The sequence below is a fragment of the Allopontixanthobacter sediminis genome (assembly GCF_009828115.1).
GTDB lineage: Bacteria > Pseudomonadota > Alphaproteobacteria > Sphingomonadales > Sphingomonadaceae > Allopontixanthobacter > Allopontixanthobacter sediminis.
This window is the reverse complement of the sequence record NZ_WTYL01000001.1, coordinates 52876-74687: the sequence shown is the minus strand read 5'-3', so window position 1 is coordinate 74687 and position 21812 is coordinate 52876. Positions and strand designations below refer to the sequence as shown.

Below are 21812 nucleotides of genomic sequence, written 5' to 3'. Positions count from 1 at the left end.
AAAAAAATGTTCAAGTCCAGTGGCGTCAGCGCAGTCAACCCGAGGCAGGCTTCCTGACACCGCTCAGCAACGCCTCGTCCAGGTGGCTACCGTGGAGGATCGACATATCCCCGGTGGTTTCCAGCACCGCAGCACGGACCTGATCGAAGGAAAGCACGTTCGCTTCGCGAAGCTTGGCGATCAGGTCACTTTTCGCAACGCGTGAAGAATCGAGCGCATCGTACAGGAATTCCCCATCCCGCATCAGCAATACCGGAGAATTCTGGGCCACCTCTTCGAAGGTGTCGGATGCCTTGCGCAATCGCGCGGTCAGCCATTGGACAAAGAACAATGTCGCCATGGCCAGCAGGGTCTGCAGGAATGCCGTCCATTCAGTCGATTGCGAAGCGCCCGCAAGCAGAGAGCCAATGGCCACGGTCATCACAAAGTCAAAATTTGTCATCTTCGAGAACGAGCGCAGGCCATTGATCCTGACAAGCAGCACAATCCACACCATGGCCGCGGCCGCAAGACAAAAGGCTCTTAGTCCCAGGTCGATTATTTGGTCGTCGACAAACATAAGTTAGTCCGTTTTTCTAGGCACTTAACGAGCACACGAGCGTAGCAGAACCACAAGCTACATTGTCAATCGGTAAAAGGAAACATGGCTATGTCTGCCCCCCAGAACCTTGAAGAACTCTATGTTGAAGAACTCGGCGACCTGTGGTCCGCCAATGACCAGATGGTGAAGGTCGTCCGGAAGATGGCAAGCGCAGCCGGTGACGGCGATCTCGGCGACCGTCTCGAAAACTCCGCTGATGGTATCCAGGAACATACCGACCAGATCAAGAAATTGCTCGATAATTGCGGCGAAAGCGATGCAAAAGAGCACTGCAAAGGTATGGAAGGCTTGGTGAAAGAAGCCAGCAAGCACGCGCTGGAAGAAGATTTCGACGACAACGACGTTCGCGATGTCGCGATCATCGCCCAGTACCAACGGATGTGCCATTACGGAATTGCCGGCTTTGGCACTGCCGCGGCCTTTGCCGACGGTCTCGAACGTAACGAGGACGCCGACGTCCTCCGCGGCATCGTGGCCGATATTTACGAGGCGGACGAATACATGAGCGATCTCGCCACGCGCAGCGTCAACCTCGGGGCCAAGGCTTCGTGAACCGAACAGAGGACGGGCCGCATGTGCGGCCCGTCCCCCTAGATTCTAGCTACGCCGAGCGTGGGCATCGCTTCGCGATCTGCGTCCCGGTTCGCAACGAAGAAGTTCTCCTGCCGCGGTTTCTCGGCAGTATTGCTGCTCTGAATATGGACAGGTGTGAGCCCCCAGAACTCTTTATCGCTTTCGACAGTTGCACTGATGGATCGGAGAAGATCGTTACCGAGCATGTCCAGGCGGGTTTTCCGTTCAAGGTACATCGCGTAACCCTTTCTCCATCGGCGGTCCCCAATGCTGGCAGGGCCCGTGGTGCGGCGATGGATGCGGCTGTTTCCGATACACGTGAATTGGCCGCGACGCACATCCTGACAACGGATGCAGATTCCATCGTAGCCCCGAATTGGTTGCAAGCGCATGTTGCGGGTTTTCGGCATGCCGATGTCATTGCTGGCCTCGTCCGTCGGACACGCACCTGCGAAAATCCCGGAAACACGCATTTCTCGCCCCGCGATGACCTGGAAACCTACCTCGAACGCTTGCACCGCTTCCGCCGCAGGATCGATCCGATCCATTATGACGCGCACCCCTCCCACCCTTATGCCAGCGGTGCGAGTATCGGAATTACCCGCGAAGGCTATCGCATGCTTGAGGGATTGCCGCGACTGCCAAACGGAGAAGACGAAGCGCTGGTTCGGCGCGCACGACTCCACGGCTTGCGGGTACGGCAGGACTGCAACGTCCAAGTCCGGACTTCCGACCGGCGGGATGGCCGGGCGACCGCTGGACTTGCTGCAGCACTTCGCAGCCTCGATGACGATACGCGGCGGAGGGAACCGATCCTGGTCGAGGATCCCCGTGATGCGGCGGAGCATTACCGCCGCCAGGGTGCCAGCCGATCCGCCTTTGCGCGGATACGTTCGGAGCTCGACGCCTGGCGCCACGCCTTGCGGATCGAGCAGGACGGCGCGGAGGTAGTCCGAGCATGGCGCGAGTCCACCACAGCCGACGCATTCGTGATCCGGATCGCGCCGGACACGGGCCCCCGTTCGGCGATCGCTCTGGCCGAAGCAAGCGTGATCCTGCAGACCCTCGAGACGTCGCCTGACGTACAATACCGTCAAGTCGCATGCCTGTAACAGACCATCCCGCGATAACTTTGGCCGAAGCGCGAAAGCTCCGTACGCTTTTCGCTAAACCGCCATTCCGGTCAGCCGTCATTGCCGCCTTCGAAGACTTTGCAAACCGCGACCTGACCCGCTTCGAAACGGCAGCCGACGTATCCACCTGCGTGCGGGCGATGATCGCGGCTGGCGCGGCGGACTTGGCATTTGGCCGCTTGTTCGAAGGCCATGTCAACGCGCTCCAGCTAATCCGGCGCTATGCGAGTCCCCAGCAGTTCCAGAACATCAATTCGCTGGCGGTATCTGGTGCGCGGCTCGGCGTGTGGAATAGTGACATACCCGATGATCCCCTGCAGGTCGTCGACGGCAAACTGCGCGGCGGCAAGAATTTTGCATCGGGCGCCGGGTTGCTGTCGCATGCGCTGGTGACGACGGACGCCAACAATCCCGAGCGCTGCCAGCTTTACTTCGTTTCGCTCGATCCTGACTGCGTCGAGGTCGATGACAGCTGGTGGAAGGTAGCCGGGATGGCTCGGACCAGCAGCCACATCGTCCGCTGGACCAAGAGCACCCCGGATGTTTTCGAACCGGTCGGCGGTCCGGGCGATTACCAGTTGCAGCCCTTCTTCAGCGCTGGCGCGATCCGCTTCGTCGCCGTGCAGACTGGCGGGCTCGCGCTTCTCCACGACGTGTTCCGCGACCACCTGGACCGCCGCGGCCGCACCGATCATCCGCAGCAGGAACGCCGCCTCGCCCGATGTTTCGCCAACGCGCAATCGGCCATCGATACCGTGCAGGGCGCGGGCCGGCGCTATGACGAACTGGATCCCGACCTCGTGCACCGGGTGGCGGGTGCCCGGGTGGCGGTGATGGAACTCGCGCGAGACCAGATCGCTCGGGTCCAGGCCGGTGTCGGGGTCGAGGCGATGATGCATGCTTCGCCGGTTCACGGCCCGCTGACCGACTTGATGACGTATATTTGCCAGCCCAACCCGGACGGCGCGGCGGCTATGCTGGCACAGGCGGCGCCGGACCTCCGGCTGTGATCCCGAGAACTGCCGCCAGGGTACTGGTCATCGCCCCGCATCCCGACGATGAAGTCATCGGTTGCGGCGGCTTGATCGCCCAGCTCCGGCGCGCGCAGGTCGGTGTACGCGTAGTTATCGTTACCGACGGGACTGCGTCCCATCGCAGCAGCACCCGATACCCCGCCCAGCGGCTAGCAAGGCTGCGTGCGGTAGAGACCCGCCGTGCCCTTGCCCAGATCGGGGTGACCGCCGCCGATATCGTGTTTTGCGCGTTTCCCGACGGCGGAGCGAGCGAATGGCGCGGTCACGCCCGCAGCTACCGCCGGCTTCATGCATCGGTCGCGGGCCGGTGGGATGCCATCGTCGGGCCGTCCGTTTGCGATGACCACCCCGATCACCGCGAGGCGGCGTCGACGGTACGCCGGCTGCGTCCCGATTGCCGCTATCTGAGCTACACCGTCTGGCCGGGTGAAAATGCGCGGCCGGGTTGCTTCTGGCGCCTCCCCCTGAAGCAGGACCGTTACCGCAAATGGATGGCCCTCAAGGCATATCGAAGCCAGCGCGGCCTCATTCGTGACGATCCCGACGGGTTTTCATTATCTTCATCGGAATTGCGACGCCTGAACCAGCCATTCGAAAGGTACAGCGCACGGTGACGACTGCAATCGGCATCGCCGGCTTCGACAAGAAATTCCAGGAAGATGCCGACCCTTGGGGCACGTTTGCGAACCGTGACGAGGCCAACAAGCGAAGGGCTATCGAAAGGGCGATGGGCAGCCGCATCCACGGGCGTGTGCTTGAACTCGCGTCCGGGAACGGTTCCAATTCACGGATGATCCTGCAGCACAGCTTGCGGCTGGTCGCGTGCGACGGGGCTCCAGCCGCCGTGGCTCTCACGCGACGGGAACTCTCCGACGAACCGCGCGCCAAGGTTTACGAATGCGCTTTGCCCGCGGAACTGCCGGTTGGCCGGTTCGATCTCGTGGTCGCCGCCGAAATTCTCTACTATCTGCCTCCTGCCAAGCTCGCCCGTCTCGCCCGGAATTTTGACCGGCTGCTGTCTCCAAACGGGAGCCTCGTGCTGGCGCACCATCACGTGCGGTTCGCCGATGCGGCCAGCCAACCGGCAGGAGTGCACGATCGCTTCACCGCCATGCTTCCATTCAGCGCTCAAAAACAATGGACGTTTCGGACGGGACGTTGGGTGGTTGATCGCTATCAGCGAGCCCGGTGAAATTTGCTACTGGCCAGACACGGAAAGGGGGAGGAATTGCTTCCTCCCCCCAACGGCTCATCTATCCGACTTGTAAGCCGCCCGCATTCTGCGGGTCACGCTCCGTTTGAAGTCTTGCCGGTTCCGGTCATGCCCGGTGAGGTGCTGGAAGTCTGGGTCGTACCGGTCGTGGACCAATCATTATCCTTGACCCGCAGATTGTTCTGCACATGGTTGATGCCCGAGACACGGTAAGCGCAGTCCTCGGCGCGGCGTTTGTCCATACGGCTGGAAACGTTGCCGTCGAGCGTCACTTCGCCGCTGGAAACGGTCACTTCGATATCCGACGCATCCAGCGAGCCATCGTCGGTCAGGTGATCGCTGACATCTTCCTTGATCCGCTCGTCCGACCGCGAATAGTTTTTCGGGCCGCGGCCGCGGTGTTCGTCCCGCTCGCGGCGACGCTGGGCATCATCGTCACCGAACCAGGATTTAACTTCGTCACCGGCCTTTTCAAAAAAGCCGCGATCATTGCCGTAATTGCCCCCCTGGTAACCACTCCGCTGACCGTAGGACTGTGACCCGTAGCGGCCACGATTGGACTGGCCATACCAGTCTCCGCTCATGCCGCCGTAACCGCCTGACTGGTAGTCTCGTCCCGATCCAAAATCGGAATCACGATCATAGGATTGTCCGCCGTAACTACCGAAATCCCGACCGCGATCCTGGTCGCCGTGGCCGTAGCCGGACTGTGAGCTGCCTTCTTGATATCCGGAACCGCGGAAATTCGATCCACCGGTCGAATAGCGGTCCTGATCACGTCCGTAATTCCCGGCGCTCTGGCCCCAGCGGTCGCGACCGTAATCGTCATCTGTTCCGTAATTCCGTCCACCGCGCTCGTTGTCGTATCCGCCCGGGCGCTGCCCACGATTGGAATCGTCGTCATAATTCTGCTGATTGCGCGAGGTCTGGTTGTAACCTTCTGCCATGTCGTCTCTCCTTGATAATGCTGCCCGCCCACCGCGGGCCAAGCTCTACAAATCAACCGAACGAAATCGCCGAAAGTTCCGCAACTCATCGCGCACAAACACCGGATTATCAAAGACTTAACATAGGTTACACGATCACGTGGCCAAACGCGCGAATTTTCCTGCGGGTATCGGAGGCAGCCGCGTTTGCGAAACCAATCGGCGTTTCGAGCGCTGTTGCATGGCAAGGAGTGATCGATGGCAGCGCGCGCGTATTGGAAAGGCCAGATCCGTCTGGCCCTCGTATCAATTCCGGTAGAAATATATTCTGCCGCACAATCGGGTCAGAAGATCGCTTTCAATCAGATCCATGAACCGTCCGGCAAACGGGTATCCTATGAAAAGACAGTCGAGGGCATCGGCCCGATCGACCGGGATGACATCATCAAAGGGTTCGAAATTTCGAAGGGCAATTACGTCTTGCTCCAGGACGAGGAGATCGAAGCGGTAAAGATCGAAAGCCGCAAGACACTGGAACTCGTCCAGTTTGTCGAAGCGTGTGAAATCGATCCGCTATATTTCGAAAAACCCTATTACGTGGTTCCGGCGGATGAATTGGCGGAAGAAGCCTTCATCGTGCTGCGCGAAGCGTTGCGCAAGGCGAAGAAGGTCGCGCTCGGCCAGTTGTCGGTCAGGGGCCAGGAAAAGCTGGTCGCGCTCAAACCCTGCGGGCAGGGACTGCTGCTGGAGACGCTGCGTTACGCCGATGAAGTCCGCAAGGGGCGCGAGTTCTTTAACAGCATTGGCGACGACAAGCCGCGCAAGGAACTGCTCGACCTGGCAGCGACGCTCATCGAACAGAAGAGCGCTCCATTCGATGCGGGAGAGTTCCATGACCGCTACCGCGATGCGTTGAAGAAGCTCATCGACCGCAAGGCCAAGTCGAAAAGCAAGCAGGCGATTATCGAAGATGTCGATGCTCCGGCGTCCGGCAGCGGTTCCAATGTCATTGACCTGATGGCAGCGCTGAAGAAATCGGTCGGCAAGGACACGGGAGGCGAGACCAAGCCGGCCCGTAGCAAACGGAAGAGCGCCTGATGGACCTCAACGATCCGATCCTGGTTCACTGGTTCGATTATGACCTGCTATCCCGCCTGGTCGCAGCGGCGGTACTGGGGCTAGGGCTTGGGCTCGACCGCGAACTGCGCGGTCATGCTGCCGGAATGCGAACCCATGGGCTGATCTGCTTCGCTGCAGCGGCAATGACCGTTTCCGTCATTTCGCTATATAGCCAGCTCGACGGCGACCGCATGGACCCGCTGCGTATCTACGAAGCCACCGGGGCGTTCGTCGGGATTATCGGCGCGGGCCTCATCGTGTTCAGCGGCGGTCAGGTGCACAATTTGACCACGGCGGCCCATATATGGCTGGCGGCCGTGGTCGGGATTGCCTGCGGGGCAGGACAATGGCCGCTGGTCGTAATCGCATCGGTTGTCGGCCTCATCATGCTCACCGTCCTGCGGATGGTGGAGCCCAAGACCAGCGACCGCCGCCTTGACGGAAGCAAGTATGGCGAAGACTGACCTCCTTTCCGAATACAACCGGAAGCGCGATTTCGGCCGCACAGCAGAACCACGCGGCGATGCCTCCACCGGCGCTGAACAAAACCGGTTCATTGTGCAGAAGCACGACGCAACACGGCTCCACTGGGACCTCCGGCTCGAAGCCGACGGCGTACTCAAGAGCTGGGCCGTCACCAAGGGCCCCTCGCCCGACCCGGATATAAAGCGGCTGGCGGTCCGCACCGAAGACCATCCACTGTCTTATGCCGAATTCGAGGGCATCATTCCCAAGGGAGAATACGGCGGCGGCACGGTAATGTTGTGGGACCGTGGGACGTGGGAACCGGTCCCCGGCAAGAGCGCGGACGATATCGCGAAGGGACACCTGCACTTCATTCTTCACGGGGAACGGATGAAGGGCGAGTGGTTGCTGATCCGGCTTAAGCCCCGAGGGAGCGAGAAGCGGGAGAACTGGCTGCTGCGCAAGCTGCAGGACGAGCAGGCGGGATCAGGAGATACCCTGGTGGAACACGAACTGACCAGCGTATCGACCGGTCGTTCCATGGCCGAGATAGCCGCTGGCAGTCCGGACAAATCCTCGAAGCCCGCGAAAGCAAAAACGTCCAAGCCGGCGGCCCCCACGTCAAAGGCCTCCAAGTCGAAGGCCTCCAAGTCGAAGGCTGGCGCTAACGCTAAAGTACCGTCTTTTCGCAGTCCCCAGCTTGCCACCCTGGTCGATGAGGTGCCTACCGGAAACGGCTGGATGCATGAGATCAAGTTCGACGGATATCGCGCACTAATCGCGGCAGCGGGTTCGCAGGTCACCGTCTACACCAGGTCGGGCAAGGATTGGACGGACAAATTCGCGCCACTTGTTGAACAATTCGCCGACTTGGACTTGCCGCCATGCGTGATTGATGGAGAGATCGTCGCTTACGGCAAAGACGGAAACCCGGATTTCTCCAGCCTGCAAAAGGTACTCAAGCGTGGCCACGGTTCACAAGGCAAAGGGGATGCGTTGTCTTTTCATGCCTTTGACCTGCTCGAGGCGAACAGAGAAGACCTGACCGCGCTGCCCAACATCGAACGTAAGGAACGACTGGAGGCGCTGCTGGCGAACGCGCGCGCGCCGATCCACGTGTCCGACCACGTCATCGGGGCTGGCGAGAAATTGTATCGGACAATGTGCGAGGCGGGGCAGGAAGGGATCATCTCCAAGGACATCGCCGCCAAATATTCCACACGGCGCGGCAAATCGTGGCTAAAGGTGAAATGTACCCGGCGGCAGGAGTTCGTGATCATCGGGTGGAAGAAATCTTCTGCCAGGGCCCGTCCTTTCGCGTCCCTGCTGCTGGCGCAGCATGAGGAGGGTGCACTGGTCTACAAGGGCAACGTGGGAACCGGGTTCAGCGACGAGACGCTCCGGGATCTCGCGGCCAAGATGAAATCCCTCGAACGCAAGACACCGCCAGCCGATGTGGACCGGACGGCAAGCAAGGGGGTCACTTGGCTCACCCCGAAACTGGTCGCCGAAATCGCCTTCGCCGAATTTACCGCGGAAGGGAATGTTCGCCACGGAAGCTTCCTTGGATTGCGCACCGATAAGCCGGCGCGCGATGTCACGCCCGAAAAGCCCGCCGCCCTCCCTGACGCAGAGCCGGATGTCGAGATATCGAACCGCGACCGGGTGATTTTCCCCGACAGTGGCCAGACCAAAGGCGACCTCGCCGATTATTATGCGGAGATCGCTCCGCTAATGCTGCCCTTTGCCGCCAAACGCCCCGTCAGCCTCGTGCGTTGCCCGCAAGGCCGCGCCAAGAAGTGCTTCTTCCAGAAACATGACAGCGGCGGGTTCGGCGACGCGGTGCATCACGTGCCCATCACCGAAAAGGACGGCGGCGCGGAAGACTATCTGTATATCGAGGACGTGCGCGGCATCCTCCAATGCGTTCAGATGGGAACCATTGAGTTCCATGGATGGGGCTCCCGCTCGACCGACGTCGAACTGCCGGACCGGATGATCTTTGACCTCGATCCCGACGAGGGACTGGACTTCGCCGACGTCGTCCGAGGCGCCCGCGACATCAAGGACCGGCTGGCCGATCTCGGCCTGACCAGTTTCGCGATGCTGAGCGGGGGCAAGGGCATGCATGTCGTGGTTCCGCTGACGCCCGGCCATTCTTGGGACACGCACAAGGATTTTGCCCGCCGCTTTGCCGAGGCGCTGTCCCAAGCCGAGCCGGAACGCTACGTAGCCACCATGAGCAAGGCGAAGCGCAAGGGGAAAATCTTCATCGACTGGCTCCGCAACCAACGCGGTGCGACCGCAATACTGCCCTACTCGGCGCGGTCCCGAAGCGGAGCGCCAGTCGCGGTGCCGATCAGCTGGGACGAAATCAAGGAAGTGGGCGGCGCCAACGCGTTCTCGATCGATGATGTCGCCGCGTTGCAGGAACGGGCCCAGTCGGGTGCGCTGGCGGGTTGGGGCTACGCCGAACAGGAATTGCCGGACGCCTGAGACTGGCCAAGGTTAATTTTCAGCGGCCTCCTCTGCTAGAATCAGTGCGCCGACAATTCCTGACCTGTCGCCGAGGGCCGGTGAAACAATGCTCCGCCGCTGCGCTCCCGGTAGATACCCATTGTCGATCGCCGCAGCCTCTGTGCGAACCCGTTCGATTAGCCCGCCCGCGTTCAGCACCCCGCCTCCGAGGACGATCACCTCTGTCGCCGTGATTGCGCCAATCGAATGGCACAATTGCGCAAGGTAGTAGGCCACCAGCCCATGCGCCTCATGATCCTGACCCAAGTCCGACAGCGACGCCCCCCAGCGCGCGGAGATGGCAGGGCCGCTCGCAAGCCCCTCCAGGCAATCGCCGTGGTGCGGACATACACCGCGAAAGATGTCCGCTCGTCCGCGCCGGGGTGTGAACAAATGGCCCATTTCCGGGTGGGCGGCGCCGTGGACAAGTTTTCCGCCAACGACCAGCCCGCCGCCAATACCCGTTCCGACCGTGACGTAGGCGAGCGACTCGCTGCCATCGCCGCGCCCGAACCGGGCCTCCGCGATTGCCGCTCCGTTGACGTCGGTATCGAAGCCGACCGGAACGGACAGCTGCCTCCCGAAATAGCCCGCAATATCGGTGCCTGACCATCCCGGCTTGGGAGTGTTGGTGATCTGTCCCCAGCGGGGAGACGTTCGATCCAGTTCGACCGGACCGAAACTCGCGATACCCAGGGCACGGATCGGCCCCTGCTTAGCAAACCAGTCTGCTGCCTGCCGCAACGTATTTTCCGGAGCGGTCGTGGGGACGGAATGCATTGCCAAAATCTCTGTCGGCGATTTACCGACCGCCAACACGAACTTCGTCCCGCCCGCCTCGATGCCCGCGAGCAACCCGGAGCCGCTCACCTAGTGGGTCCCCAGAGTTGCGGGATCGGGACTACAAAATGTTGCTGCATAGCTGCTGTCGCCTCGCGATCGCATTTGGGGTGAGCCGGCACTCATGCATTTGCCACCGCAATTTGCAACTCTGCGCGGCCGAGCGCGAACGCCTGCCTCGTCAGCGCAGCGGCAGCTCGGTGGTTGATTTGATCTCCGACAACGCGACCGTAGAGTTGATTTCCTGCACCCCCGGTAGCTTGCTCAACTGGTCGAAGAAGAAGCGTTCATAGGCATCGATGTCCTGGGTCACGACCCGCAGCATGAAATCCGTCGTGCCCATCAGGACATAAGCGTCGAGCACTTCGGGAAAATCCTGGATCGCAGCGCTGAATTCGTCGAGGTTCGCGCGTCCGTGAGCGTTGAGCTTAACCTGGGCGAACACATGGGCGTTCAGGCCCACTTTTCGGCGATCGAGGATCGCCACCTGTTTGCGGATGTACCCTTCGCGCTGCAGGCGGTCGATACGCCGCCAGCCACAAACCAGCCATAATGGCTAAAGATCGAGATGCAGTCAGGGTTTGGCGTTTCCTCAACTGGTTGGGCTGGAGATCAGTCCCCGCCGGGACTCGGAGCGCCGGGCCCGAACACCCGGGAGAATGAAGTTGCAACCTTGCTCATATCGCGCCCCCGACCATGCACAGCGCATCGCCTGACCTCAACACGATCCTCACCTCCAAGGCCCGCGGTCTTGCAGCGAGTTTGCTGAAAACCGCGGACCACAAGGAATTGCAGATCGCTACGGCCGAGAGTTGCACCGGCGGCCTGTTATCCACCGTCCTGACCGATGTGACGGGAGTAAGCCACTGTTTTGAATGCGGGTTTGTGGTCTATTCGGATTCTGCCAAGACCCGGTTGCTCGGCATCTCGCCCGAACTTCTTGAAATCCATGGCGCAGTCAGCAAGCTGGTGGCTATCGAGATGGCCGAGAAAGCGCTCGACCGTTGCCGCGCCGACCTCGCCTTGTCGATTACCGGCTTTGCAGGCCCGGCTGGAGAGGATGACGAGGAAGGCCTCGTGCACCTTGCGGTAGCAAGCAGGTCGGGGATCACATTGCATCAGGAAGAGCATTTCGGCCCCAGCGGCCGCGACCGTATCAGAACCGATGCCTTGCAAGCGGGTTTGCAACTTCTTGCGCATTCCGTCGAAGCGGCATGACCTGGCGCTGCCGTCCGAACACAACTTGAACAAGGAAGGAAACAATCGTGTCTAAGAAGGATATGGAAAATGCCGATTTGCCAACGTCGGACAATCCCGGCCAGAATAGCCAGCTGGCCAATTCAATCCGTAATCAATCGGTAGTCACGCCGGAAGACTATCCGGAAGAAACCCGGAACCCGAACGCGAAGCCGTCCCGGAAAGGCCGCTCCGACGACGCTCCGCGCGGCCCCAAATATCCAACGGACTGATTGCTAGCCTTGTACAATCCGTAGTCGGTAGCGCCGGGTAGCGGCGCAGGCTTTTAGGATCTGGAAATTCGGCGTGTGACTGCCACGGCGGCTATCCCTCCGATGACGGCGAACAGGCTCAAGGCGGTTTTCGGGTGGCGGTTGGCGGTAGAAAAGATGCTCATGCTCCGTCCATGCTGACGTCCTTCGACCTTGCCGTCGTCATGTTGCGGGGCATACAAATTGCCCTCGACGTGAGCGGATGGCTCGTCTGGGTCGGCCAATTTGGTGGCCATCGAACCCGCCACGCGGTCGTACAACCAAGGGAGGATTGTCGCCCCCAGAACCTGTAATTTGCCCGCTCCGCCGACCGTGACCGCGCGTCGCGGATGCTCGGCAGCGTCGAGGATGGCTTCCGCGACTAGTTCCGGCGCATACATTGGCCGGGGTAAACGGGCACGAAAACCGGTCAGGTTCCGGCCATGCTGGGGAAACGGTGTGCCAATTGCGCTTGGCTTGATCAGGGTGACAGAGACCGGCGCGCCTTCGTTGGCCAACTCGATACGCAGCGCATCCGTAAGGCCCTTCACCGCGTGTTTGGAAGCGTTGTAGGCGGCCAGGATTGGGCCGCTCATATCACTGTTGATAGATCCGACATTGATAATGGCTCCGCATTCAGTCCGATCCTTGAGGTGGTTGGCTGCCGCGGTGGATCCGTAGACGACCCCCCAGTAATTGGTTTCGAACAGTTGCCGATGATCCTCGATCGGTAGCTCAAGCAATTTCGAGTAAACGCCGACACCTGCATTGTTTACCCAGGTATCGAACCCGCCGAAACACTCGATTGTGCGCTGCGCGATACGGTCGACGTCCTCCTTGTTGCCGACATCGGCAACCACGAAATCCGCTGTGCCCCCCTCACCGTTAATTTCTTGGACAATTTGCCGGAGCGCCGCCTCATCCCGCGCGACCAACATCACCCGAGCGCCGCGCGCTGCAGCCATCTGCACCGTGCACAGCCCATGACCGGACGTAGCGCCCGTTACGACTAAGGTTTGTTCCGCGAGTGGCTTCAGATTCCAAGTCATCCATTCATACCTATTGATCTAGTAATTCGACTGCTTAACTAACGAGGCGCGTCGGAATTGGGTCCGAAAATTTGGTCGTCCCAGCGAGAGATTTATCTCGCCCAGTCGGTCACGCATCGCCGCGTTCGAGGATACGGTTCAGTTCCGCGCCGAGCAGGATTATGTATGCCGAAAGGTAGAGCCAGGTCAGAAAGATAACGACGGCCCCGAGCGCACCATAGGTGGCGTTGTAGCTGCCAAAGTCTCGCACATAGAAGGCAAATCCGGCGGTCGCGGCGATCCAGCCCACTGTCGCGAAGGCAGAACCGGGCTTTAGCCAGCTTTCCGGACACGGCGGACGGCTCGGCGCGAAGCGGTACAAGGTGGATATGGCGACCCGGACAGCCATCGCAGCGATTATCCAGAAACCGATCTGGACGGCCGTCCGCACCGTTCCGCCCATGTCCGGCAGGATCCCCTGAAGCAGGGTTATCGCCGATATCGCGATGCTGGCGAGGAGAAATATCCCGATCATTCCGCCTGCAACGGCAATCGACACCAGTGTGCTCCAGACGAACGAGCGGCTTTCCCTGACCTCGAACACGATGTTGAGCGCGGTGACCATTGCACCGGCACCCTTCATCGTTCCGTAAAGTGCCAGGCCGAGAGACAGGAAGAGGCCGATCCCCACCGCCGAACTGGCAATCTCGACCATACCGCTGAGTTGCCGCCCGATGATCTCGGCAGCTTCGTCCGGCATGATCGCGGCCAGTGCGGAAATATGGCGGGCAACCTGTTCCGGCTCGGCAAACAGCCCATAACTCAACACGACTGCCGCAAGCGTGGGCACGAACGAGGTGAACGCGTAGAAAGCGACGCCCGACGCAATCAGGCTCAGATTATCCTTGCTAGCCTCGGCCCAGGTAGCCTTGGCGATTCTCCACCAACGCGCGCCCGCGTTCTGGAAGGAAGTCGCCGCATCGGGAGAGGAAACTGAACTTCTTTCTTCGTTGCCGCTAATAGCTAATTCTCCATTGAGTGGAAATGCACCGGCAGATGCAGAAGACTCCGGTGACATTGCCGCGCAAACAACCAGTCATGGGGAAATTGGCATGTCGGCGGACTTCAATGGAATGTTCGCTTTAACCTAAAGTTCCGTTTGGCATGCGAACTGAGCGGCGAGACCCCTGTCGGAAACCGCCGCAGCCCTTTGCACGGCACTAGTTTCCAGCTCTCAAATCATCGGCGCGGACCGCCGAGGTGAAGGTACGCCGGGTCGAAGAGAGCGACCTTCTCGAGCGCCGCGTAGTCTTCTATTGTCACGGTGCGACCATCCGTGCTGATCTCCCCGCTCTGGCGCAAATGCTGGATGCTACGGTTGGTATGGACCGCGCTCAATCCGACAGCGTCGGCAATATCGGCTTGGGTGATCGGCAGAATGAAGGACTTGCCGTCGCCGTTTCCGGTCATTTCGAAGCGCACGCTGAACTCGAGCAGCAGATGGGCCACCCGCGCCACCGCATTGCGGCGGCCAAGACATACCGTCCATTCGCGGAAAATCGACGCTTCCACCAGAGTGTCGAACCAGAATGCACGCCCCCATTCCGGATATTTCGCCGCAAGGTCGAGAATATCGTCACAGGCGATCGTCACAATCGTGGTTTACGTGTGTGTTCGAACGCCGCCATCGGCGAAGGTCAGCAAGCCAGCGTGAAGATCGACCATGTCTCCGGCAAGATGGAAGGAATTGATCTGCCGCGCACCGTTCCTCAGTGTTTTATAGCGACTGGCAATGCCCTCTATTATCAGGCAGGCCCGCGTGGGTCGGCTCCCTTCCTTGAAGATATCGTGATAGATATCGTAAGTCTCGTATTCGATAGGCAGCTTCAGAAAAGCGGCACGGGCTACCTCGGACAACGGGTCGCGACGCTCGATTTTCGAGAGATACGGGTACAACAAAGTTTCATCGACGGCCATGACATCTCCCGCAGCGGGGAGCGCGTTCCGGTCCCTCAGCCCTCGGTTCGTAAATACTGACCCGCGGATGACATAGTATAGCCTGGTTTGCGTTAAGTCTAAACCTTTATTAATAACCTTTGCAAGTAGATGGGCAAAGCAGCGGCGGCGACGAAACCTGTTCGATTGTTGCAAGACCGGGGGAATACACTTCGCCTGCTTAATCGCGGCTTGGCCAAACACCGATCTGATGCGATCGCTGGATCCCGCACCGCTCTCGTTCGCCAATCCCTGGCGTCTCACGGCTCTTTTGCTTTGCGTGCGGTCTTGCCGCTCGCCACCGCGAGAAGGTTTCGCGTCCTCGACTGCGTCCTCAAAGCCCACGTCTGGCGGAACCGGCATAGGTGCTGTGCGTAACATTGTCGTAATGCAAGAGAGGCCGTAATGCCGTCCGCAACACAATGGTTGCCTTATTGCGGTGCCGCCCCGGCGCCTTCGGGATGGTTCGCGCAATGGAATTTCGATCCCGTAGTGCTGGCGGTCGTCGCGCTGGGACTTCTTTGCGGTCGCCTGCTGGCGCCGCAACGGATGAACGCCCACTATGCCGCAGCCTTCGCGGCGTTATTACTCTTCGTCTCGCCGTTCTGTGCGCTTGGATCGGCGTTATTTACTGCACGTGCCATTCACCATATCGGCTTAGGCCTGATACTGGCGCCACTTCTCGTGGAGGCACTTCGGCTGCACCAGCGTAACCTGGTTCTTTCGCTTTCCCAGCTCACTCTTCTGCAGGCCCTCATATTTTGGGTATGGCATGTCCCGTCGCTGTATTCCGCAGCGTTATCCAGCGACGCCGTGTTCTGGATCATGCAGGCCAGCATGACCGCAACTTCGGCGATCTGGTGGGCACGGCTGCGGCAGGCGACTGCCGCTAGCGCAACCGCCGCGCTGCTGGCAACGATGGTCCAGATGGGCGCACTCGGAGCGCTGCTCGTCTTCGCCGACCGAGCGTACTATACGCCCCACGCACTGACGACGCAGTTGTGGGGATGGTCTCCTCTCGAAGACCAGCAAATCGCCGGATTAATCATGTGGGGCCCTGCTTCGGCCGTCTACCTCCTCGCCGCGATGACGGTGCTCTACCGCTCGCTTGGTGCGGTCCGCGTACGATGAAACCGTGGATCCAGCAATGGCAGGAATGGTCGGTCAGTTACCGCGAGCGAGGAAAATACACCCCTGTCGGCGTCACGTTTCACTGGGTTATGGCGGCTGTCGTTGTCTTTCAACTCGGATCGGGATGGATGATACAGCGATATCTCATGGGGGCGGACAAGCTGGATGCCTACAAGCTGCATTCCGAAATAGGGCTCACCTTGCTGCTGCTTGGCGCATTGCGACTGCTATGGCGCCTGATCGTCCCCGGCCCGGTGAACGAGGCCGACAACCAAGGCTGGCGCTCGACCGCCGCGCATTCGATCCACGCCGTCTTTTACGCCTTGTTCGCTATTCTGCCGCTTTCGGGGTGGATGGCATGGTCTGCGATCCAGCCAGCGCGCGATCTGCACCTCGCCGGTATCGTACCGGTGCCAGCCATGCCGTTCCACACGCTGTCCAGTGAATGGCAATTCCGGGTGCTCGAAACGGCTATCGATGTGCATGTGGCGGGGGTAATCATTCTGGCGCTGCTTGTACCGGCGCATGCCATTGCCGCTATCAAGCACCATTTCTGGGATCAGGACGACGTGCTGGAAGGCATGCTTCCGGAGGTCCCGGATACGCATTCGCATCCGGAAGGGCCGAACTATAATTCGCCAAACCCTTCATTTCATTCTCCGTCAAAAGCCGGCTGATGCGCGTCATTGCGTTGTTCGGATCGCCGTAGCGTTCACCCTCCGCCCACAACTTGAGCTGCTTTTCCAGATACGGAGCCGGTTGCTGCGCAAGTGGCGGGTTTCCCTGGCCTACCCCCGCCCCGTCCTCGCCGTGGCAACTCGCGCAAGAAGGTAAGCCGCGCGCCGGATCGCCTTGCTGGTACAGTTCGATCTCGCCGCATTCTATCGAACTCCCAGATCCTTCAGGGACCGGCATTTCGCTGTAGTAAACCGCTACCTTCTGCCGGGCCGACCAATCGAGACGGCCAGCGATCCAGGCCATCTGCGGATGACGCCGCTGTCCTTCGGCGAAATATTCCATTTGCCGTGCGAAGTATCCGGCGTTGAGCCCTGCCAGCCGCGGAACGAGGTTGCCGTCACCCTCTCCGCTCAGGCCGTGACAGGTAGCGCACGCTCCGCGTGCACCCGCATCTCCGCCACCGAGAGCGATGATCTCGCCGTTATCCTCCCATATTTCCGGCACCGAATGGCCCTGGCCGCACGCCGTTAATATCAGGCATCCGGATAGGCAAATCGGAGTTAAAGGCGCTTTGATCATCAAGTCGGGAACCGGTCCCGCTCAGCGAAGGTTCCCCAATACATGATGGGAAACCTCGCCCTCGGGCCCCGGCGCGCCATGACCCTGGGCACGGCCATAGCGCTTTGCGCCGGGCTGGATGCGTGTAAGGCGCCGCCCGAATCCCGCTATGTTTCCGATCCTGCAGATGCCCGTCACGGTCTTGAAGTAATCGAGCGGGTCGGCTGTGGCGCGTGCCACGAGATTCCCGGCGTCGGCTGGCCCGAAGGAAATGCCGGCCCCTCCCTGCGAGGATTCGACGATTTCGGCCCGATCGCAGGCCAATTGCCCAACACCCCGACAAACCTGGCGGCATTCGTCCGCAATGCTCCGCTCGCGAAGCCCGGCTCGCCGATGCCGGCCATGCCGCTTTCCGTTGCGGAAGCCCGGGACGTCGCTGCGTATCTGCATGGGCTCGACGATGGTTGAAGCGGGGAGCGCCTTCGATGCCTGGTGGGGCTGGCCGCCGCCAGTGCTCGATCCCGCCGGGCCATACGCCGACAGTGTCACCACTCTTGCGTGGGTATTGTTCGGACTGGGTGTAATCGTAACCTTGATAGTGGTCGCGGCGGTTTATCTTGCCGTCAATGGGTCTAAACGGACCAAGTCCAAGCTGGGAGGGGAGCGCGCCGTCTGGATAGGCGGAATTGCGTTTCCGGGCATTGTGCTAACCATACTGCTTGTCTGGGGTCTCGCCCTGACCGCCTCACTCACCAAGACCCCGACAGGCGACGAAATGCGGGTCCGCGTCACGGGCCACATGTGGTGGTTCGATGTCGAATATCTCGACAGCGCTGGAAACGTTGTTCTGCGTGACTCGAACGAACTGCATCTTCCGGTGGGGGAACCGGTGGTGATCGAACTGGCGAGTGCAGACGTGATCCACAGCTTCTGGGTGCCAAACCTTTCCGGCAAGGAAGACATGATCCCCGGCAGGGTCAACGAACTGTTGGTACAGGCCGACAAGGCTGGCCGCTTCGGCGGTATTTGCGCCGAATATTGCGGGGGCCCTCACGCGCTTATGGGCTTCGTGACGGTCGCTCATGGCTCCTCGGAATGGCGGGAATGGTGGAAGGACCGGACGCGGTCCTTGCCGGGAATTGCGGACCAGGATGTGCCGGGCGAGACAGTTGTCCTTGCCAGTAACCCAGCGACGCCCCCGGACCTCAATCCGCTCGACGGTCGGCAACTGTTCATGAACAGCGGTTGTGCCGCTTGCCACCGTGTTGCAGGTACCGAGGCCAACGGCCTCGCCGGCCCGGATTTGACGCATGTTGGCAACCGCCTCTCGCTGGGTGCAGGAATATTGCCAAACAATCGCGGGACCATGATGGGCTGGATCGGCAACAGTCAGTCGATCAAACCAGGCAACCGTATGCCCAATTACGACATGCTATCCGCCGACGAACTCGAAGCCATCGCCATCTGGCTCGAGCAGCAAAAATGAGCGGCGGCAAACTGAAGAACACGCGCGATGCAATGGAAGGGCGTCGTTCCGAAACCGGCTTTGATCACGATCTTTACGCGCTTTTTCCAACTCATCGCCCGCGGCCGGAAGGCGAATTGAAGGAGCTTGAGCGGATCTGGCAGAACCCCAAGGGATGGGGCCTCCTGACGGTCGTAAACAACAATTACATCGGCTTCCTCTACGTTGCCACGGCGTTTCTCTTTTTTTTGCTGGCAGGCATTCTGGCGCTGGGAATGCGCGTACAGTTGGCGGCCCCGCTGCAGGAATTTCTGCCGCAGGGAACCTACAACCAGTTCTTCACCATGCACGGCACGGTGATGATGTTCCTGTTCGCCGTGCCGATGGTGGAAGCGATCGGCATTATGCTGTTGCCGCAAATGCTGGCAGCCCGGGACCTGCCGTTCCCTCGACTGTCAGCCTATGCATTCTGGGCCTATTTCGTCGGCGGCCTGTCGTTCTTCGCTTCGCTGTTCGTGGGACTGGCCCCCGATGGCGGCTGGTTCATGTATCCGCCGCTGACGTCCATCGCCTATAGCCCCGGAATCAACACCGATTTCTGGCTGCTCGGTATCGGCTTTATTGAAATCAGCGCGATTGCGGGAGCGATCGAGATCATTGTCGGCGTGTTGCGCACCCGGGCCCCGGGGATGACCCTGGACCGGATGCCGATGTTTGCCTGGGCAATGCTCGTCTTTGCGGTGATGATCGTCGTGGCCTTTCCCAGTGTCATCTTGGGAACGCTGCTCCTGGAGCTGGAGCGCGCGTTCAACTGGCCGTTCTTCGACCCCACCCGCGGCGGCGATCCGCTGCTGTGGCAGCATCTGTTCTGGTTTTTCGGCCATCCGGAAGTCTACATCATCTTCCTTCCGGCGGCCGGCCTGATGAGCATGATGGTCGCGGCCGTCGCGCGCACCCCGCTCATCGGTTACCGCCTCAACGTGCTGGCGCTGGTGGCGACCGGCTTCATCAGTTTCGGCGTCTGGGCGCACCACATGTTCGCGACCGGGATGCCGCGTGTTTCGACTGGCTATTTCAGCGCTGCGAGCATGGCCGTGTCCCTGCCAGCCGGTATCCAGGTGTTCTGCTGGATCGCCACGCTTGCGGCGGGAAAGATCCGCTGGTCGACCCCGGCCCTGTTCATCGTCGGCAGCATTACCATCTTCGTGATGGGCGGTTTGACTGGCGTGATGCTGGGCATGGTGCCCTTCGACTGGCAGGCGCATGACACCTACTTCGTGGTCGCCCACCTCCATTACGTCCTGATAGGCGGAATGGTCTTCCCGATGTTTGCCGCATTTTACTACTGGGTCGGAATGACCAGCCGGAATGCACTGTCCGAACGCCTAGGCAATTGGGTGTTCTGGCTAATGTTCAGCGGCCTGCATATCACCTTCCTGCCGATGCATTTGACCGGGTTCATGGGTATGCCGCGCCGCGTGTACACGTATCTGCCCGATCGCGGGCTCGACATGCTCAATCTGGTATCGACCGTAGGGGCTTTCGTTATCGCGGCAGGCGTGCTGCTGTTCCTTGTCGACCTAGCGCGCAACTTCCGGTTCACGACGGAGCATGATGCGGGCAACGTATATGGCGGCGGAACGCTCGAATGGCTGCCGACGGGGCTTTATTCGACCCGGTCGATCCCGCTGGTAAAAAGCCGTGAACCGCTGTGGGACGATCCGGAGATTTGCGACGATGTAGCGGAGGGACGCTACTTCCTCCCCAACAGCGCCACGGGCCTGCGCGAGACTATCATCACCAGTCCGATCAATGCCGAACCGCAATATCTGCAATTGATGCCCGGCCCATCCCCGTGGCCGATCGGTGCGGCGGTATTCACCGCCGTCTTCTTCCTGTCACTGACGGTGCAGGCCTATGCGTTCGGAGCGTTTGGAGGGATTGTTGCAGTAGTCTGCGTCCTTCGCTGGCTGTGGGAAACCGATCGACCGATCCAGCAGCAAACCGCTGACATCGGCGGGGGGATAACGGTACCGATCGCCGTGACCGGCCCTACCAGCCACAGCTGGTGGGCACTGAGCACCCTGATGGTGGTGCTCGGCATGATCGTCTTCATGGGCCTGTTCAGCTACCTTTACCTGTTCGGCATTCACCCCGAGGTATGGATTGCCGCACCCCCGCTTTCGCAATCCGCGGGGATAGCGGCAGCGTTGGTGGGTGCCTTGGGATTGGCCTGGCTTTCGCGCCGATCCATGGCCACAAAGCAAAGCGGCGAATTCCCCGGGCAGGTTCCATGGCTAGCTTCCGCAATTGCTGCGGGTCTGCTGGGGGCAGCAATCTGGTGGGACTGGACCGGATGGAGTGCTGCGGGCTTGGTGGCGTCAGCCAGCGGGCAAGGTGCAACAGTGTTCGCACTGCTGTCGTTCCAGGCATGTACTGTCGCCACCGCCGCAATCATGGCGCTGTATCTGGGCTTTCGCAGCGGCAGGGGGCTTCTTCTGGGGCCGAACAGCGTAACCCTCGATGTGGTTGTACGGTTCGTATCATACACTGCCATGCAAGGCCTCGCGATTGCCGCCGTTGTGCGCTTTTTTCCGGGAGAGCTGGTGTGAGCAGGAACGATTACCGCAACAGCACCGACCTGCTGACGCCCACGCTTGCCCTCGCCATCTGGGCCGCGCATTTCTCGCTAGTGTGGGCGGCCAGCAGCATCTTCCCGGATATGCCCGCCGCAAGGTGGATCGCGGTGCTTCTGACCATTGCTGCCTTGGCCGGTCTCGTATGGCTGTGGCGGCGGAGCGGGGTTCGCTCGCCAACCTCAATTCCGGGTCTCGGTATCGCCATCGCGGCAGCCGGCATCGCTTTCGACCTGCTGCCTGCACTTTTCGGTTGATCGGAAAGAAATAGCGCAATCGGCTCCGCGCTCATTCCTTGCCACCGCGACTACGACAAGTCCCGCCCTGCGGCGATCGGGGAACCTTCACCGCTTCAGCTGTTTGTAATTGTATTTGCAAGGCAGGAGAGCAGGCATCCAACGCGACCTCATCCA

The 21812-nt window shown here is 60.5% G+C and carries 23 protein-coding genes and 2 pseudogenes; 16 read left to right on the top strand and 9 right to left on the bottom strand.

Annotated elements, in window-relative coordinates; translation table 11 throughout:
- Window positions 1-34: 34 nt before the first annotated feature.
- Entirely contained in the window at window positions 35-559 is a 525-nt protein-coding gene (locus tag GRI65_RS00400; RefSeq protein WP_160754569.1) for a DUF421 domain-containing protein, read from the bottom strand.
- Between the two features lie 90 nt (window positions 560-649).
- Between GRI65_RS00400 and GRI65_RS00395 the strand changes: the two genes are divergently transcribed.
- The 5 genes from GRI65_RS00395 to GRI65_RS00375 are packed head-to-tail and all read left to right on the top strand — an operon-like array spanning window position 650 to window position 4533.
- Complete coding sequence (locus GRI65_RS00395; protein ID WP_160754568.1) at window positions 650-1153, top strand: YciE/YciF ferroxidase family protein; 504 nt, start codon at window positions 650-652, stop codon at window positions 1151-1153.
- Complete coding sequence (locus GRI65_RS00390; protein ID WP_160754567.1) at window positions 1150-2286, top strand: glycosyltransferase; 1137 nt, start codon at window positions 1150-1152, stop codon at window positions 2284-2286. Before GRI65_RS00395 ends, GRI65_RS00390 begins: the two co-directional genes overlap by 4 nt.
- Window positions 2277-3317, top strand: coding sequence for an acyl-CoA dehydrogenase (locus tag GRI65_RS00385; RefSeq protein WP_160754566.1), 1041 nt, complete (start codon window positions 2277-2279; stop codon window positions 3315-3317). The genes GRI65_RS00390 and GRI65_RS00385 overlap by 10 nt, the downstream gene beginning before the upstream one ends.
- Entirely contained in the window at window positions 3314-3955 is a 642-nt protein-coding gene (locus GRI65_RS00380; protein WP_160754565.1) for a PIG-L deacetylase family protein, read from the top strand. Before GRI65_RS00385 ends, GRI65_RS00380 begins: the two co-directional genes overlap by 4 nt.
- Window positions 3952-4533 (top strand): class I SAM-dependent methyltransferase, encoded by a 582-nt coding sequence (locus GRI65_RS00375; protein ID WP_160754564.1) that lies wholly within the window; start codon window positions 3952-3954, stop codon window positions 4531-4533. Before GRI65_RS00380 ends, GRI65_RS00375 begins: the two co-directional genes overlap by 4 nt.
- Window positions 4534-4628: 95 nt before the next feature.
- On the opposite strand, the gene GRI65_RS15070 is transcribed toward GRI65_RS00375, so the two are convergent.
- Complete coding sequence (locus tag GRI65_RS15070; RefSeq protein WP_202391062.1) at window positions 4629-5501, bottom strand: BON domain-containing protein; 873 nt, start codon at window positions 5499-5501, stop codon at window positions 4629-4631.
- Between the two features lie 237 nt (window positions 5502-5738).
- On the opposite strand from GRI65_RS15070, the gene ku reads away from it, so the two are divergent.
- Genes ku through ligD form a run of 3 tightly spaced genes read left to right on the top strand, consistent with a single transcriptional unit; the run spans window position 5739 to window position 9560 of the window.
- Window positions 5739-6578, top strand: coding sequence for a non-homologous end joining protein Ku (gene ku / locus GRI65_RS00365; RefSeq protein WP_160754563.1), 840 nt, complete (start codon window positions 5739-5741; stop codon window positions 6576-6578).
- Window positions 6578-7063, top strand: a complete 486-nt coding sequence (locus GRI65_RS00360) for an MgtC/SapB family protein (RefSeq protein ID WP_160754562.1) — start codon at window positions 6578-6580, stop codon at window positions 7061-7063. Before ku ends, GRI65_RS00360 begins: the two co-directional genes overlap by 1 nt.
- A complete protein-coding gene (gene ligD, locus GRI65_RS00355) occupies window positions 7050-9560 on the top strand; it encodes a DNA ligase D (RefSeq protein WP_160754561.1) in 2511 nt (836 codons plus the stop codon). Before GRI65_RS00360 ends, ligD begins: the two co-directional genes overlap by 14 nt.
- 12 nt (window positions 9561-9572) lie before the next feature.
- On the opposite strand, the gene GRI65_RS00350 is transcribed toward ligD, so the two are convergent.
- Both GRI65_RS00350 and GRI65_RS00345 read right to left on the bottom strand, forming a co-directional pair.
- Window positions 9573-10451, bottom strand: coding sequence for an ROK family protein (locus tag GRI65_RS00350; RefSeq protein ID WP_332872569.1), 879 nt, complete (start codon window positions 10449-10451; stop codon window positions 9573-9575).
- A 151-nt stretch (window positions 10452-10602) separates the two neighbouring features.
- Window positions 10603-10956: pseudogene (locus tag GRI65_RS00345) on the bottom strand (Lrp/AsnC family transcriptional regulator); the annotation flags it as partial.
- A gap of 161 nt (window positions 10957-11117) precedes the next feature.
- Between GRI65_RS00345 and GRI65_RS00340 the strand changes: the two are divergent.
- Both GRI65_RS00340 and GRI65_RS00335 read left to right on the top strand, forming a co-directional pair.
- Window positions 11118-11639: a CinA family protein gene (locus GRI65_RS00340; protein ID WP_160754560.1), complete on the top strand. Its 522-nt coding sequence runs from the start codon at window positions 11118-11120 to the stop codon at window positions 11637-11639.
- A 47-nt stretch (window positions 11640-11686) separates the two neighbouring features.
- The gene (locus tag GRI65_RS00335; RefSeq protein WP_160754559.1) at window positions 11687-11890 is read left to right on the top strand and encodes a hypothetical protein; all 204 of its coding nucleotides are present in this window, start codon (window positions 11687-11689) and stop codon (window positions 11888-11890) included.
- A 53-nt stretch (window positions 11891-11943) separates the two neighbouring features.
- Here GRI65_RS00335 and GRI65_RS00330 read toward each other — a convergent pair whose 3' ends face one another.
- The 4 genes from GRI65_RS00330 to GRI65_RS00315 form a co-directional block, all read right to left on the bottom strand.
- A complete protein-coding gene (locus GRI65_RS00330; protein ID WP_160754558.1) occupies window positions 11944-12957 on the bottom strand; it encodes an SDR family oxidoreductase in 1014 nt (337 codons plus the stop codon).
- A gap of 109 nt (window positions 12958-13066) precedes the next feature.
- Window positions 13067-14014: a YihY/virulence factor BrkB family protein gene (locus GRI65_RS00325; protein ID WP_160754557.1), complete on the bottom strand. Its 948-nt coding sequence runs from the start codon at window positions 14012-14014 to the stop codon at window positions 13067-13069.
- Window positions 14015-14175: 161 nt separating this feature from the next.
- Window positions 14176-14589 carry a Crp/Fnr family transcriptional regulator gene (locus tag GRI65_RS15175; RefSeq protein WP_160754556.1) on the bottom strand — a complete coding sequence of 138 codons (414 nt, stop codon included), beginning with the start codon at window positions 14587-14589 and terminating at the stop codon, window positions 14176-14178.
- A 9-nt stretch (window positions 14590-14598) separates the two neighbouring features.
- The gene (locus tag GRI65_RS00315; RefSeq protein WP_160754555.1) at window positions 14599-14913 is read right to left on the bottom strand and encodes a cyclic nucleotide-binding domain-containing protein; all 315 of its coding nucleotides are present in this window, start codon (window positions 14911-14913) and stop codon (window positions 14599-14601) included.
- Between the two features lie 423 nt (window positions 14914-15336).
- Here GRI65_RS00315 and GRI65_RS00310 point away from each other — a divergent pair, with 423 nt between their 5' ends.
- On the top strand, window positions 15337-16062 hold the full coding sequence (locus GRI65_RS00310) for a cytochrome c oxidase assembly protein (RefSeq protein ID WP_160754554.1): 726 nt from the start codon (window positions 15337-15339) through the stop codon (window positions 16060-16062).
- On the top strand, window positions 16059-16739 hold the full coding sequence (locus GRI65_RS00305; protein WP_160754553.1) for a cytochrome b: 681 nt from the start codon (window positions 16059-16061) through the stop codon (window positions 16737-16739). Before GRI65_RS00310 ends, GRI65_RS00305 begins: the two co-directional genes overlap by 4 nt.
- Before the next feature lie 13 nt (window positions 16740-16752).
- On the opposite strand, the pseudogene GRI65_RS15465 reads toward GRI65_RS00305, so the two are convergent.
- Window positions 16753-17319: pseudogene (locus GRI65_RS15465) on the bottom strand (c-type cytochrome); the annotation flags it as partial.
- Window positions 17320-17361: 42 nt separating this feature from the next.
- Here GRI65_RS15465 and GRI65_RS00295 point away from each other — a divergent pair.
- Genes GRI65_RS00295 through GRI65_RS00280 form a run of 4 tightly spaced genes read left to right on the top strand, consistent with a single transcriptional unit; the run spans window position 17362 to window position 21656 of the window.
- Entirely contained in the window at window positions 17362-17766 is a 405-nt protein-coding gene (locus GRI65_RS00295; RefSeq protein ID WP_232843871.1) for a c-type cytochrome, read from the top strand.
- Window positions 17747-18784, top strand: coding sequence for a cytochrome c oxidase subunit II (locus GRI65_RS00290; protein WP_160754551.1), 1038 nt, complete (start codon window positions 17747-17749; stop codon window positions 18782-18784). The genes GRI65_RS00295 and GRI65_RS00290 overlap by 20 nt, the downstream gene beginning before the upstream one ends.
- Window positions 18781-21375: a cbb3-type cytochrome c oxidase subunit I gene (locus GRI65_RS00285; protein WP_232843870.1), complete on the top strand. Its 2595-nt coding sequence runs from the start codon at window positions 18781-18783 to the stop codon at window positions 21373-21375. The genes GRI65_RS00290 and GRI65_RS00285 overlap by 4 nt, the downstream gene beginning before the upstream one ends.
- Complete coding sequence (locus GRI65_RS00280) at window positions 21372-21656, top strand: hypothetical protein (protein WP_160754550.1); 285 nt, start codon at window positions 21372-21374, stop codon at window positions 21654-21656. The genes GRI65_RS00285 and GRI65_RS00280 overlap by 4 nt, the downstream gene beginning before the upstream one ends.
- Window positions 21657-21812 lie beyond the last annotated feature (156 nt).

Bases quoted from the DNA above. Each gene is read 5' to 3' on its own strand.
- GRI65_RS00400 (WP_160754569.1), bottom strand. From the start codon at position 559: ATGTTTGTCGACGACCAAATAATCGACCTGGGACTAAGAGCCTTTTGT.
- GRI65_RS00395 (WP_160754568.1), top strand. From the start codon at position 650: ATGTCTGCCCCCCAGAACCTTGAAGAACTCTATGTTGAAGAACTCGGC.
- GRI65_RS00385 (WP_160754566.1), top strand. From the start codon at position 2,277: ATGCCTGTAACAGACCATCCCGCGATAACTTTGGCCGAAGCGCGAAAG.
- GRI65_RS15070 (WP_202391062.1), bottom strand. From the start codon at position 5,501: ATGGCAGAAGGTTACAACCAGACCTCGCGCAATCAGCAGAATTATGAC.
- ku (WP_160754563.1), top strand. From the start codon at position 5,739: ATGGCAGCGCGCGCGTATTGGAAAGGCCAGATCCGTCTGGCCCTCGTA.
- GRI65_RS00360 (WP_160754562.1), top strand. From the start codon at position 6,578: ATGGACCTCAACGATCCGATCCTGGTTCACTGGTTCGATTATGACCTG.
- ligD (WP_160754561.1), top strand. From the start codon at position 7,050: ATGGCGAAGACTGACCTCCTTTCCGAATACAACCGGAAGCGCGATTTC.
- GRI65_RS00340 (WP_160754560.1), top strand. From the start codon at position 11,118: ATGCACAGCGCATCGCCTGACCTCAACACGATCCTCACCTCCAAGGCC.
- GRI65_RS00330 (WP_160754558.1), bottom strand. From the start codon at position 12,957: ATGACTTGGAATCTGAAGCCACTCGCGGAACAAACCTTAGTCGTAACG.
- GRI65_RS00325 (WP_160754557.1), bottom strand. From the start codon at position 14,014: ATGTCACCGGAGTCTTCTGCATCTGCCGGTGCATTTCCACTCAATGGA.
- GRI65_RS00315 (WP_160754555.1), bottom strand. From the start codon at position 14,913: ATGGCCGTCGATGAAACTTTGTTGTACCCGTATCTCTCGAAAATCGAG.
- GRI65_RS00310 (WP_160754554.1), top strand. From the start codon at position 15,337: ATGCCGTCCGCAACACAATGGTTGCCTTATTGCGGTGCCGCCCCGGCG.
- GRI65_RS00305 (WP_160754553.1), top strand. From the start codon at position 16,059: ATGAAACCGTGGATCCAGCAATGGCAGGAATGGTCGGTCAGTTACCGC.
- GRI65_RS00295 (WP_232843871.1), top strand. From the start codon at position 17,362: ATGATGGGAAACCTCGCCCTCGGGCCCCGGCGCGCCATGACCCTGGGC.
- GRI65_RS00290 (WP_160754551.1), top strand. From the start codon at position 17,747: ATGGGCTCGACGATGGTTGAAGCGGGGAGCGCCTTCGATGCCTGGTGG.
- GRI65_RS00285 (WP_232843870.1), top strand. From the start codon at position 18,781: ATGAGCGGCGGCAAACTGAAGAACACGCGCGATGCAATGGAAGGGCGT.